This window comes from Bacillus sp. NP157 (assembly GCA_018889975.1).
Classification (GTDB): domain Bacteria; phylum Pseudomonadota; class Gammaproteobacteria; order Xanthomonadales; family Rhodanobacteraceae; genus Luteibacter.
In genome coordinates, this window is the sequence record CP076546.1 from 1,812,498 (window position 1) to 1,825,658 (window position 13,161).

The following is a 13,161-nucleotide window of genomic DNA, read 5'->3' on the forward strand; positions in this document are numbered from 1 at the left end:
TTCCCGATTTAAATCGTTCTAAATCCAGATTGTCAAATCGCAGTGCAACAAGTCGGGGCCGTATGGGCCGACGCCGGGTCAGGGTCGGATACGCGCGTCGAAGGTGAACTTGCCGAGGTTTTCGGCCTTCAACGCGTGGCTTTGCGGATGCGCGGGGTTGAGCAGGACGTTCTGCTCGAGCGGCACGACGATGGAAGGAACGGCGTGCAGGCAGCTGTCGCTGCGCTTGACCCAGTCTTCGCCGAACTGCCGCGAGCTGAGGCCAGCAGGCTCGGCATCCCAACCCGGGGGCGCCGAGGCTTGGTCGATCGAATGCCGCCCCTCCCACATCGCGTCCGGCACGGCGATACGGATGATGTAGCGATTGAGCGGCGCGGGGGCGCGCGGCAAGTGCACGACGACTTCCAGCGCGGCCAGGGCGAGCGACGTGGAGGCATAGATCATCGGCGTGCCTTTCTGGTTCCAGCGCCCGCCCGTGGTCTCGGCGCCCTTGCCGGTCATGTCATCCGCCCTGTACTGCGCCGCCTCCGTAGCGATGCGCCACAGGAACACCGTCATGCGAACGCGCCGGACTGCATCTGCCCAACCAGCTGCAGGACGGTTTCCTGCCCGTAGGGATTGTCCATGTAGGCCAAGGGCGGCAGGCCGCCCAGCGCCGCCACCGGTTCGCGCAACCAGGCGCCGACCCATTCGGTGAGGTCGAAGGTCTTCAACTGCTCCGGATCGCCACTCTCGGTCAGGATCCGCTCGATCTCACCGACGATCCTTGCCAGGCCGAGCACCACGGCGCTCTCTCCACTGGAAAGCACTTCCTGTTTCCGCGCCTTGCGCGTGAAGGTGCTGCGGGCAATGCCCATCGAGTCGGTGAGCACGGATTGGTCGATCATGAGGTCGGTAGCCATCTGCTTCACGAATGCGGTCGAAAGGCCGTCCCGGACGATGTTGGATTTTTCGCTGGGTGAACTGGCGGCTATCGAGAGGTAAGGAATGGTGGAATCGCGGGCGACCATGGTCCTGGGCGCCGAACCCGGCAGCGCGCCTCGCCCCGTCTGTCGTGTCATGCCTGAAACCTCCTGAACCATATGAGCCTCGACCATAGCTCATATGAGCTTAACGGCGTCCATCCGGGGGCCACAGCTGGGCTACTCACGCCAGTAACGGGTCCGTGGGCGCCGCCATTCGCGCGTTACGCGGGGAATGTCGTCGGCCGGGAAATCGATGCGGAGCGCACCGCTGCGCGGCGTGGCGTACACGGCCGCGCCGATCGCCGCATGCCGATCGACGACATCGGGATGAGGGTGCCCGAAGCGGTTGCGCCACCCGGCCGACACGACGGCGATCGTTGGCCGGACCCGGCGCAGCCACGGTGTCGACGAAGCGTGGCGGCTGCCGTGATGGGCGACGGTCGTGACGGTCGGCAGGCCCGACTCGAGTTGTGCAGGATCGATTCGCTGGTCCAGCGTGCTGCCGATGTCGCCGGTGAGCAGGAGCCGCCCCGATGCGCCTTCCACCGCGAGCACGCAGGAACGGTCATTGGCCTTCACCTTGCCACCGGCAGGCAGCGGAACTTCGATGAATCTGAAGCGGATCCCATCCCACTGCCATGCTTGCGTTGCCATGCAAGCGGCCGCCGGGAAGCGCAGGCGCTCCGGCTCGCCCGACAACGCCGCGGCGTCTGGGTAGCGTCTTAATACGGATGCCGCGCCACCGGCATGGTCGGCGTCGCCATGGCTCACCACGAGCCGGTCAACGGGGCCGATGCCCAGCGCGGAGATCGCCGGCAGCACGACGCCGGCGCCTGCATCGCCACCGTGGGCGTAGTCAGGCCCTGCGTCGTAGACAAGCGTGTGCGTGCGCGTCCGCAACACGACGGAAAGCCCCTGCCCCACGTCGAGCACCCATGCCTGGAACCCGCCGTGTTCCGGGGAATCGCGCGCGGGCAGCGCGATGGGCAGGAAACACAGTAGTGCGAAGCCACGCAACGGCACGCCGCGCGGGGCGAACAACCACGCGGCCGCGATCGTCGCCAGGAGCACCGGCAGCGGGCCACCCTCCGGAACCGACCAGCGCGCATCCGGAAGGCTCGAGAGCGGGACCAGCCCCTGCCACAGCAGATCCATGAGCGCTGCGGCGACCGAAAGCAGTGGCGTGGACATGGCCGGCCACGCAAGCAGCAAACTACCGAGCAACGTCAACGGGATGATCGCAAAGCTGACCAAAGGGGCCGCGACAAGATTGGCCGGCAGCGACGACAGCGACGCACTTCCGAAGAGCCACAACGACAGCGGCAGCAGGGCGACGCTCATCACCAGCTGGGTGCGCAGGAGTGCCAGCAGCGCACCTCGCCAGCCCGGGCGTCCCGGCGCCACGCAGGTCATCAGGAAGGCGACGCCACCGAATGATAGCCAGAATCCCGCCGACAACACGGCCAGGGGATCCACCACCAGCACGGCCAGCAACGCGACGGCCAGGAGCGGGATACCGCCCGCGCGCTTGCGGCGCAGGGCAGCCACGACCAGCACCGCCACCATGAGCAGCGTGCGCACCGTCGGCAGGCCCATGCCAGCGAGCAACCCATAGGCAAACGCCACGCCCAGCCCCAGCGCGGCCTGGGCCATGCGTTGCGGAAGCCAGGTCGCGAGCCATGGCAGCAGGAAATAGAGTCCACGCCCTGCAAGGACACCGCCACCCGCAGCCACACCGACGTGGAATCCGGAAATAGCGATGAGGTGGGACACACCCGTCGAACGGGCGACGTCCCAGTCGGCCGCATCCAGTCCGCGCGTATCGCCCACGGCCAGCGCCTTCAGCAGGCGGGATGGCCCCGCACCGAGCATGCCGTCCATGCCCCGGCCGATTGCATCGCGCCATCCATCCACGCATGGCCCGCTGCCGAGCCTTGCGTTCACCGTCGAGGTACGCACGTAGCCAACGGCCGCCACGTTCCGTAACAGGGCCCCGCGTTCCGCGTCATTGCCTCCGGGATTCACAAGCCCACGGGGACGGCGCAAGCGCACGGCAAGCCGCCATGTTTCGCACGCACCGGGAAGTTGTGGCGCGCGATACCAGGTGACGCGTGCCACGCCGTCTATCGTGGGTTCGCCTTCGCGGGGGATGGGCTCGAAGAGGAAACCGACATCGGCGCCGACACGCCGCGGCAGGTCGGCGATGCGTCCGGTGATGACGATGTCCCGCCCTTCCAGCGCGGGCGTGAGGCGCGCACGTAGCCGATGCGTGGCATCCATGCATGCCCACGCGGCGAACAGCATGGCGACGGCCGGCAGGCGCAGCGCAGGCCAGCGGCGCACGGCCAGCAGCCCCGTCGCCAGAAGCGCCATCGCGACGAGCACCGGAAACGACGGGAGACTGGGCAACGCCTGCACGATGGCACAGCCGGTCAGCGCGGCGAGCGCGGTGGAGCAAAGCGTCATCGATGGGGCACGGAGAGCCACGGCAACCAGCGTCGGAGGGGCGGGCGGCCAGCGTAGTGGGGCCTCGATGGTGCATGGCCCACGTCCCGCCGTCAGCCTTCTGCGCGGTTGCGTGTAGGAATAAACCTAGTCGTTCGTTCGACTCGTTGCGCTGCGCGTAACGACAGCCTCAGTCTGTGTTGCTACGGAAACGGCTGCGATCGCGCCCGGACCCATTGTTGTTGCCGCCATTGCCCGAGGAAGGGCGCGAGGGCGCGCCTGAATTCGACGGCGGCGCCGGCCGGTTGCCGTGCCAGCCACCGGACGGCGGCGAAGGGCGATCACCGCCGTGCCAGCCACCCTGGGATGGCGACGGCCGATCGCCGCCATGCCAGCCGCCCGGAGGCGGATTGCCCGGCCGGCCTGGACCGTGATCGTGGTCGCGGTCGTCGCCGCGCGACCAGCCGCCCGGCGGCCGCCCGTTGCCATCGTGCGGAGGCCCACCGTGCCATCCGCCCGGCGGTGGACGGACATGGCCATCGCGGTCGCGGTAATAACCATCCCGGCCGCGGTAGTACCCATCGCGGTAGCGAATCGTCGTCACCGGGCCGCCGTAATAGCAGCAGCCGGGGCCATAGTCGTAGTAGCGATAGCCCGGATCGTCGTAGTAACCGACGCCGCCACCCACCACGGTGGTCGTCGTCTGCTCCGTGCCGTAATAGGCGTCGGCGCCCGAGCCGTTGCGCACGTATCCGTAGTCCGGATCGTAGTAACACCCGGCAAGGGCCAGACACGCGGGCAAGGCTAGAACAGACAGCGACAGACGGCGCATGACGACCTCACGAGTTGACGATTCCTACACTGCGCTGGGTTCGTTGAACGCGCGCTAAAAAAGAAAGGGCCGCGAAAGCGGCCCTTTCCCTTCGTTCAGGCGAGATCTCAGCCCTTGTTCTTCTGCTGGTCACCACGCTCATGCGCGCTGTTGGCGTAGCTGGCTTCCGGCGACGGGACCTTGGGTGCCTCCGTCTCGTTCGCCTGCGTACCGGGGTTGCCATTGCGATCACCGGTCGGCCAGGACGGCGGCTGGCGATCGCGCTCCTTCTTGGCATCGAGCAGCGCCTGGATGTGTGCTACCGCCTCTTCCTGGGTGATGTGCTGTACCGGCTCATCGGCCGCCGGCTTGGGTGCGGGACGCGGACGCGCGGCCTTGCGGGGCGCAGCAGGCGTGGAAGCAGCGGACGTCGGCGCGGCGGCCTTGCGTGCAGGCGCCTTGGAAACCACGGTCTTCTTCGCTACGGCCGGCTTTGCCGACGGCTTCGGCGCGACCGGTTTCTGCGCTACCGGCTTCCTGGTCGCCGCGGTCTTCGCGGGTGACTTGGTTGCGACCGGTTTCGCAGCGACCTTCCGGGCCGGCGCTTTCTTCGCGGGAGCCCTGCTCGCGGCGACCTTGCGGGACGGAGCCTTCTTCGCCGTGACCTTCTTCGCCGTGACCTTCTTCGTCGCGACCTTTTTTGCCGCCGACTTCTTCACGGTCGATTTCTTCGCGGACACCTTTTTCGCAACCGACTTGCGGGCCGGCGAGGTCTTCGCGACGGCCTTGCGTGGTGCGGCAGCCTTCCGCGCCGAGGTCTTCTTCGCGGCCTTCTTGACGGCGACCTTGCGAGCCGGCGCCTTCTTGACGGCGGCCTTGCGTGCGGTCTTCTTAGCCGCCGCCTTGCGGGCCGGGGACTTCTTCACCGCCTTCTTCGTGGCGGGGCGCGCGACCTTGCTTGCCACCTTCTTGGTGGCAGCCTTTTTCACAGCGGACTTTTTGGTGGCCGTCTTCTTCGCCGTGGACTTCTTCGCGGCAGACTTACGGGTCGTTGCCATGCGCTCATTCCTCCTGCGGTAGTTGCCGACGCGAACCACCCCTACGGGGGAAACCCGCGTGCATGCCGGATGATCGGGATCGATCCACACTTCCGGTCGCTTGCATGATCTAACAGCTGTCGTCCGAAGTCACATCTATTTGTAGGGAAAGTTCAGCTACGCATCACAAACCCCGGGGCTGGGAGATGGCATTGAGGAAGTGAGGGATGACATCCGGGCGCAGCACGATGGTGAAGATCACGCCGTAAAGTGCGCCCCACAGGTGGGCGCCATGGTTCACGTTATCGCCGCCGCGACGGTCCATGTAGATCGAATAGGCGACGAACAGGATCGCGTAGACGATCGCAGGCATGGGGATCACGATGACGTAGATCTGCTGCCAGGGCGCGAGCAGGATGAAGGCGAAGAGCACCGCCGACACCGCACCGGACGCGCCGAGGCTCGTGTAACCGGCGTTTTTCCGATTCTTGATGTAGGTCGGCAGGATCGAGCACAGCAGGCCACCGATGTAGAAGGTGACGAAGCCCAGCGGCCCCATCGACGAGGTGTACAGCCCCTCGATCGAGCGCCCGAAGAAGTACAGGGTGAACATGTTGAAGAACAGGTGGCCGAAATCCGCGTGGACCAGGCCGTAGCTGACCAGGCGGTAGTACTCGCGGCTGCGGTTGATCGCGGGAGGCCACAGCACCAGGTCATCCATGAGGCGACGGTTCTGCAGGGCGATGAACGAGACCACACAGGTCACGAGGATGATGAGGATCGTGGTGATCATGCGCGGGGCAACGTTCCAGGTAACAACAGGCCAACGCGCATCTTGGCCGTATCCCCGGGCCTTGTGAACCCCGCTGCCGGCTCGGGATCGCTATCATTCATGACTCCCCCCTGCCCCAAGCCAAGCCCATGCCTGCCATTCGCTACAAGCAACTCGACGTCTTCGCCGCCCGCCACGGCGGTGGCAACCCACTCGGCGTGGTGATCGATGCCGAGGGCTGGTCGGACGAACGCATGCAGCGCTTCGCCCACTGGACCAACCTTGTCGAGACCACGTTCCTGCTGCCCGCGCGCGCCGAAGGCGCGAACTATCGGGCGCGTATCTTCACGCCCAGCAAGGAAATTCCGTTCGCCGGCCATCCCACCATCGGCAGTGCCCACGCGGCGTTGGACGCCGGCCTCATCACCCCCGATGCCGCTGGCGTGGTCTGGCAGGAATGCGGCGCCGGCGTGCTGCCGATCCTGGTCGAAGGCCAGGGCGTGGAGCGCGAGCTGTTCGTGCAATCGCCCAAGGCGCGGGTCGTCGGTGACGCCTCGAAGGGCGGCGAGCGCCTGTCCGGCGTGCTTTACGGTGTGCAGCTGGGTGCCCTTGCGCCGGCCTGCGTGGAAGGCGGCCGCCGCTGGTGGGTCGCCGAGTTCGCGCATGAAGCCGACCTGCGCGCCTGGCGCCCCGACCATGCCGCGATCCGCGCCCTGGCCGTCGGCACCGACACGCTCGGCCTGTGCATCTTCGCCCGGTCGGCGGAGGGCCTGGCCGTCCGCGCATTCCCGGCCGGCGTCGGCATCGTCGAAGACCCCGCCTCCGGCGCCGCAAACGGCCTGATCGCCGCCTACGTGGCCACGCACGACGCGGCCGGCCCGCTGGCCGGTGGCTACGTGGTGAGCCAGGGCCGCGAGGTCGGGCACGATGCGCGGATCATCATCCGCATCGATGGCGAACACGTCTGGGTCGGTGGCCGCACCAACACCATCATCGACGGCAGCGTGGACTGGCGCGACGCCTGACGCATCCGCCAGCACTCAGGCGCCGGTCGCTTCGTCCAGCCGCAGGGTGAGGCACTTCGCGGCGCCGCCGGACTTCATGTATTCGTCCAGCGCGACCTCGATGACCATGAAACCCGCACCCTCAAGGCGCGAGCGCAAACCGGCGCTCGCGCGGTTGAGGATCACCACTCGCCCCAGGTTCACCGCGTTGCAGGCGAACTCGATCGCATCATGCTCGTCCACGGCGATACGCTCGGCGGGTGCCACGTGGCGTTCGATCACGGCCAGCGACGCCGCATCGAACGCGGCCGGGAAATACAGGGTGTAACCGTTCGCCAACGGGCAGAAGCACGTGTCGAGATGGTAGAACCGCGGGTCGGCGAGCTTCAGCGACAACACCTCGACGTCCAGCTGGCGCGCCAGCGCCGGCGCGGCTTCCGCGTCGGAGCGATGGCCATGGCCCATCCACAGGCGCCGGCTGGTGCCGCGATCGAACAAGGCATCGCCGGCGCCCTCGAAATAGATGCCTTCGGGCAATTCGACGATGTCGAAGCCGTGCCGGGTGAACCACGCATGGTTATGCGGCTCTTCTCCCTTGCGCTCGTCATAGCGGAAGCGGCTGGGGACGAAGGAGTTGCCGAAAACGAGGCCGGCATTGGCGGCGAAGGTCATGTCCGGCTGGCCTTCGGCCGGCGGCTGGATCACGACGTCGGCATGGCGGGCGACCGTTTCGCGCAGCGCGTCCCACTGCCGGTGGGAACGCTCGCTGCTGGTGTCGTGGACGTGGCCGGTCATCCATGGATTGATGACGTAGCTGACCTCGAAGTAGGTCGGGGCGCACATCAGGACGCGGGGCACCGTGCGCTCGAAGGTCGGGGTCGTCTCTGCCATGGGCGCCTTTTGCCGGGATGGGGGAACGAGCCCCCATCATGGCAGAAACGGCGCGGGACCCGTCAATGCAGGCCGTTGCAGATCGTGCTGACCGATTCCGACGAGAAGTGCAGTTCTTTGAGTGCTTCGCGAAGGGCGTCGCGGGAATTGGCTTCGCTTTCGACCTGTTCGCCGACGCTGGCGGGCGAGACGTGGACGAAGGTGTGGCCGTCCTGGTAGGCGATGCCTTCGTCGTGAACGGTCTGCTTGGTGAGCACCTTGTAGGTCCCATCGTTGGATTCGCGTACGGTGACGGCACGGCCTTCGTGTTGGCCTTCGTACACAGTTTTCCAGCTTGCGGTCATGGTGTAGCCCTGGGATGCCGCACGTTATCGTGCTCTCCGATTGTGGCCTACCTCCGGGCTAACCGATTGTGAAGGCGTGCTTCGCGCGGGGCACTGCGCCTGCGCGCAGCGCAGCGCTCGGGCGTGGTCGCAGGACCAGCCCTGGGCGCCCACCCTCGCTGCTCAGACAGGTCCTCCGCGCTCGACAGGGTTGGCCGCAGCCGCGGCCCATGTATTTAATCGGCCTACGGCCGCTCGCTTGTGCGGAACTCGCCTCGAGGGTGGGCGCCCAGGGCTGTTCTTGCAGCCCGCGCGCGACATGCGGGAAATCGGCCTGGGGCCTGGCCCGACTTCTACGTGTTGTTGTAGGAGCGCGCCTGCGCGCGAATGGCCAACAGTGCGTAGATGATGGAACTCGATCCGCAGACCCGTACAAACGCCTTTGACTCATATCGACGTGGTGATTCTGGGCGCTGGTACCTGCTGTGTTTAGGCAATCCCATTCGCGCGCACGCGCGCTCCTACAAGTGCGGGAAAGCCTGCCCGCGGCCTAGCCTGACGAAGCGGCTTTCGTAGCAACTGTGTCCCGTCAGCCCATCGCAGCCAGCTCGTCCCGCATCCGGGCGTTGAGGATGACGATCAGCTTGTGCATGACGGCGATCAGGGCGACGCGCTTTAGCTTTCCGCGGGTCACCAGGCCCTCGTAATACGGCTTCAGGATCGGATCATGGCGACTCGCCGACAGGGCCGACATGTAGAGCATCGCCCGGGGCCTGGAGCGTCCGCCCCAGGTCGATTGCTTGCCACGGAAGACGCCACTGTCGCAGTTGATCGGCGCTACGCCGACGAGACTGGCGATTTGTTTACGACCGAGATGGCCCAGTTCGGGCAGGTCACAGATCATCGACGCGACCATGCCCGGCCCGACGCCTTTCATCGTGGCGGCAACCCTTGCTTGCGGCGTGTCCTTGATCAGCCGGCCGATCACCGCATCGATCCGGCGTAGCGCGTTTTCCAGGTAGTCGATGTGCGCCTCGAGATCCTCGCGCAGGGTCTTGTCGACGACCTGGCGGCGGCGCTGTTTTTCCGCCGTGAGATTCTGGACCAGATGATCGCGCCGGGCCTTGTACTGCTGCAGCGTGGCCATTTCTTCGCTCGGCGGCTGGAACGGCACCAGCTCCATCACGCTGGCCATGTGGGCCAGAACGCGGGCGTCGATCCGGTCCGTCTTGGCCAGTTGGCTCTTGGAGCGGGCGAAATAGCGGACCAGGCGCGGGTTGATCCGGCGCACTGGCAGGCCGGCGGCGTGCAGCGCCGCGAGGGCGCTTTTCTCGTATCCACCCGTCGCTTCCAATACGACCTGGGCCGGATGGTGGGGCGCCAACCACGCCGCCAGGGCTTCCCAGCCGGCAGCCCCGTTGGCGAATCGTTGGGTCTCGCGGTGGTTGAACACCGCCACGTCCAGATGGGCCTTGCTGACGTCCACACCTGCACCGATGCCGATCATGCCAATCATGGCGATCTCCGCTAGCCTAGGAGTGTCGAGAGCCCTTCTCGCGTAGCCCAGCCTTATTTCCGAGCGCTTACTCGGGCAACTGTTCGGGCGTCTAGCGAAAAGATCCGGCGTGGCGACCCTGCTACGACACGATCGTGCAGATCCGGGAGCGTAACGGTCGACCACGCCGGCTCTCGGCACCTACTTTGGACCGATCGGGACAAATAAGGAGCGCGCCTGCGCGCGAATCGAAAGCATGGCGGCGTAGCCGCAACTTGTCGTGGCGGCGAGGGTGGCAGGCGGAAGAAGCCCGCAGGGGGCCGGCCACGATGGCCGGCCGTTTCTGCCGAGACAGGAGTCGAGTCAGAAACCGCCGCCCGGCACCCGGTGCGCGGCCGCAGGCCAATAAGGAAACGGGCTGCGGAGCAGCCCCTCCCTGTCGCACGCCAGAACGCTGTCTGAGCAGCGAGGGTAGGCGCCGAGGGCTCTTCCCGCCGCAACGCCCGAGCGCCCAGGGCTGGCCCTGCGACCACGCTCGAGCGCCGCGAAGAAGCCGGATCCCACCAACAGGCGTTCAGTCGGTGAGGTGGGCTCGGGCGGCGGCGACGCGGGCCAGGCCGGCCCAGTCGATGTCGCCGTCACCGCGGCCGAGGGACTCCAGGAGCGAATCGTGCAGGACGCTGGCGACCGGCATCGGGACACGCTTGCCCTCGGCCGCCGAGCGCGCCAGGCCCACGTCCTTGAAACCCAGGCTGAGCTTGAAACCGGCAGGCTCGTAACGGTCTTCGGCGATCATGCCGCCATAGATCTTGTACACCGGTGCGGAAAACAGCGTGCCCTGCATCACCTCGAGGAAATCCTTCGCGGAGACCCCGTGGGCGCGCGTCAGCGCCGATGCCTCGGCCATGCTTTCGATCGCGGCACCGATCAGGAAATTGCCGCCGATCTTCACGATGGTCGCGCGGATCGGGTCGTCGCCCATCGGCCAGACCTTCGCCGCAAGCAGTTCCAGCAGCGGCTGCACCTTCGCCACCGATTCGGGCTTGCCCGACACCAGCATGTTCAGATTGCCGGCGGCGGCGACTTCCGGTCGACCAAAAACCGGCGCCGCCACGAAGCCGATGCCACGCGCCTCATGTGCACGGGCCAGGTCCTCGGCCAGGGCGACGGAGATCGTCGCGTGGTTCACGTGGATCGCGCCCTTCGGCAACGCCTCGAGCACCTCGCCCAGGATCACCTCGCGTACCGCGGCGTCGTTCGCCAGCATGTTGTGGACGACTTCCGCGTTCGCCACCGCCTCGGCGGCCGTCGCCGCGACACGCGCGCCCTGCCCCTCCAGCGGCTTCGCCACCGACGCGGTGCGATTCCACACCGTGACCTCGTGGCCACCCTTCAGCAGATTCGCGGCCATGCCGCTGCCCATGCTGCCCAGACCGATGAAAGCGATACGCATCGCGATGCTCCTGTCAGACGGCCTGGCCGGCGGCATGTCCCGACGCCCAGGCCCATTGGAAGTTGTAGCCACCGAGGTGGCCGGTCACGTCGAGCACTTCGCCGACGAAGTACAGCCCGGGCTGGCGTTTGGACATCATCGTGGCCGACGACACCTCGTCGGTATCCACGCCACCCAGGGTCACCTCAGCCGTGCGATAGCCCTCGGTACCGCTCGCCACCACCGGCCAATCGGCCAACTGTGCCGCGATGTCCTTCAATTCCGCGTCACGGTACTGGCGCATCGGCTTGCTCGGGAACCACACCTCGCAGAACCGCTCGGCCAGCCGCCGCGGCAACAGCGTGGACAGCACGGTCCGGAACTCCGCGGCCGGCCGCTCCTCGCGTGCGGCGCGCAACGCCTCCGCGCCGTCGATCCCGGGCAGCAGGTCCAGGCGCAGGTCCACGCCCGGCTCCCAGTACGACGAAACCTGCAGGATCGACGGACCGCTGAGGCCACGATGGGTCACCAGCATCGCGTCACGGAAAGTCGCTCCGTTCGCCCGCGCCTCCACCGGCAACGCCACCCCGGCCAGGCCGTCGTAACGCTCCTGGTGCTTACCGCTCAGGGTCAGCGGCACCAGCCCCGCCCGCACGGGCAACACAGCATGGCCAAACTGCTTCGCCACCTCGTAACCAAAGCCCGAGGCGCCCAGGCTGGGGATCGACAGGCCACCGGTCGCAACCACCAGCGAGGGCGCACGCACGTGGCCCAGCGGCGTATCGCAGCCAAACCCCGCCTCCCCTGCCCTGATCCGGGTCACCGGCGTATCCAGCGCCACCCGCACGCCCGCTGCGGCACACTCATCCAACAGCATCCGCACGACCAGCTTGGACGACTCGTCGCAAAACAGCTGGCCGGGACTCTTCTCGTGGTACTTGATCCGGTGCTTCTCGACCATGTCGATGAAGTGCCACGGCGTGTAACGCGCCAGCGCGGACTTACAGAAATGCGGGTTCCGCGACAGGAAATTGGCCGGGGTGGTGTTCGTATTGGTGAAATTGCACCGCCCACCGCCAGACATAAGGATCTTCTTGCCGGCCTTGTTGGCATGGTCCACCACCAGCACCCGCCGCCCACGCTGGCCGGCGACGATCGCCGTCATCAGGCCCGCAGCACCTGCGCCGATGACGATGGCATCGTATTCCATGGGGGTCGTCCAGCCTTGCAAACGCACATGGTACCGCCGTCGCGTAAACTTGTCGGCCATAGCCCCCCACCCGAGGACGAACCCATGCCTTCCTTCGACATCATTTCGGAAGTCGACAAGCACGAACTGAGCAACGCCGTCGACCAGGCCAACCGCGAAGTCTCGAACCGCTTCGACCTCAAGGGCACGGGCGCCAAATTCGAACTGGAAGAAAACGTCATCACGCAAAAAGCCGAGAACGAATTCCAGGTCAAGCAGATGCACGACATCCTCCGGGCACGCCTCGCCGCCCGCCAGATCGACCTGCGCGCCCTCGACATCGGCAAGGTCGAAACCAACCTCGCCGAAGCCCGCCAGAAAGTCACCGTCAAGCAAGGCATCGAACAGCCGATCGCGAAGAAAATCATCGCGAAAATCAAGGAAGCCAAGCTCAAGGTCGAAGCCCAGATCAACGGCGAAAAAATCCGCGTCACCGGCAAAAAGCGCGACGACCTCCAGGACGCCATCGCCCTGCTCCGCAAAGCCGACTTCGAACTACCGCTCCAGTTCGAAAACTTCCGCGACTGAAATAGTCGGGCTGCTGCAGCGCGAAACGTCTACCCAGGGCTGGCCTGGCATGTTGCGACCGCGCCGCAGGTTTCGTTCGCGCGCAGGCGCGCTCCTACAGGAGCCTACGTAGCGGCGTTGTAGGAGCGCGCCTGCGCGCGAATGGAAAGCATGGCGGCGAAGCCGCGGCATCTCCCGCACAAGCGAGCGGCCGTAGGCCAATAAGTACA

Annotated in this window: 13 protein-coding genes; 2 read left to right on the forward strand and 11 right to left on the reverse strand. The window is 66.5% G+C overall.

Features of this window, described 5'->3' with window-relative positions; translation table 11 throughout:
* Positions 1-78: 78 nt before the first annotated feature.
* The 6 genes from KPL74_08115 to KPL74_08140 all read right to left on the reverse strand — a co-directional run bounded on the left by KPL74_08115 (position 79) and on the right by KPL74_08140 (position 6,051).
* Positions 79-558 carry an RES domain-containing protein gene (locus tag KPL74_08115; GenBank protein QWT21957.1) on the reverse strand — a complete coding sequence of 160 codons (480 nt, stop codon included), beginning with the start codon at positions 556-558 and terminating at the stop codon, positions 79-81.
* The gene (locus tag KPL74_08120; protein QWT21958.1) at positions 555-1,010 is read right to left on the reverse strand and encodes an MbcA/ParS/Xre antitoxin family protein; all 456 of its coding nucleotides are present in this window, start codon (positions 1,008-1,010) and stop codon (positions 555-557) included. The genes KPL74_08115 and KPL74_08120 overlap by 4 nt, the downstream gene beginning before the upstream one ends.
* A gap of 132 nt (positions 1,011-1,142) precedes the next feature.
* On the reverse strand, positions 1,143-3,452 hold the full coding sequence (locus tag KPL74_08125) for a DNA internalization-related competence protein ComEC/Rec2 (GenBank protein QWT21959.1): 2,310 nt from the start codon (positions 3,450-3,452) through the stop codon (positions 1,143-1,145).
* A 148-nt stretch (positions 3,453-3,600) separates the two neighbouring features.
* The gene (locus KPL74_08130; protein QWT21960.1) at positions 3,601-4,242 is read right to left on the reverse strand and encodes a hypothetical protein; all 642 of its coding nucleotides are present in this window, start codon (positions 4,240-4,242) and stop codon (positions 3,601-3,603) included.
* Positions 4,243-4,349: 107 nt separating this feature from the next.
* Positions 4,350-5,279, reverse strand: coding sequence for a histone H1-like repetitive region-containing protein (locus tag KPL74_08135; GenBank protein ID QWT21961.1), 930 nt, complete (start codon positions 5,277-5,279; stop codon positions 4,350-4,352).
* Positions 5,280-5,442: 163 nt separating this feature from the next.
* Complete coding sequence (locus KPL74_08140) at positions 5,443-6,051, reverse strand: rhomboid family intramembrane serine protease (GenBank protein QWT21962.1); 609 nt, start codon at positions 6,049-6,051, stop codon at positions 5,443-5,445.
* Positions 6,052-6,179: 128 nt separating this feature from the next.
* On the opposite strand from KPL74_08140, the gene KPL74_08145 reads away from it, so the two are divergent.
* Positions 6,180-7,055 carry a PhzF family phenazine biosynthesis protein gene (locus tag KPL74_08145; protein ID QWT21963.1) on the forward strand — a complete coding sequence of 292 codons (876 nt, stop codon included), beginning with the start codon at positions 6,180-6,182 and terminating at the stop codon, positions 7,053-7,055.
* Positions 7,056-7,070: 15 nt separating this feature from the next.
* Here the strand turns inward: KPL74_08145 and KPL74_08150 are convergent, their stop codons facing one another.
* From KPL74_08150 to KPL74_08170, 5 genes are all read right to left on the reverse strand, one after another.
* A complete protein-coding gene (locus KPL74_08150) occupies positions 7,071-7,925 on the reverse strand; it encodes a hypothetical protein (GenBank protein QWT21964.1) in 855 nt (284 codons plus the stop codon).
* Positions 7,926-7,987: 62 nt separating this feature from the next.
* The gene (locus KPL74_08155) at positions 7,988-8,269 is read right to left on the reverse strand and encodes a hypothetical protein (GenBank protein QWT21965.1); all 282 of its coding nucleotides are present in this window, start codon (positions 8,267-8,269) and stop codon (positions 7,988-7,990) included.
* Positions 8,270-8,837: 568 nt separating this feature from the next.
* A complete protein-coding gene (locus KPL74_08160; protein ID QWT21966.1) occupies positions 8,838-9,707 on the reverse strand; it encodes a transposase in 870 nt (289 codons plus the stop codon).
* Positions 9,708-10,317: 610 nt separating this feature from the next.
* The gene (locus tag KPL74_08165; GenBank protein QWT21967.1) at positions 10,318-11,196 is read right to left on the reverse strand and encodes an NAD(P)-dependent oxidoreductase; all 879 of its coding nucleotides are present in this window, start codon (positions 11,194-11,196) and stop codon (positions 10,318-10,320) included.
* A gap of 13 nt (positions 11,197-11,209) precedes the next feature.
* Positions 11,210-12,385 carry an NAD(P)/FAD-dependent oxidoreductase gene (locus KPL74_08170; protein QWT21968.1) on the reverse strand — a complete coding sequence of 392 codons (1,176 nt, stop codon included), beginning with the start codon at positions 12,383-12,385 and terminating at the stop codon, positions 11,210-11,212.
* A gap of 84 nt (positions 12,386-12,469) precedes the next feature.
* Here KPL74_08170 and KPL74_08175 point away from each other — a divergent pair, with 84 nt between their 5' ends.
* A complete protein-coding gene (locus tag KPL74_08175; GenBank protein QWT21969.1) occupies positions 12,470-12,952 on the forward strand; it encodes a YajQ family cyclic di-GMP-binding protein in 483 nt (160 codons plus the stop codon).
* The last annotated feature ends 209 nt before the right edge of the window (positions 12,953-13,161 follow it).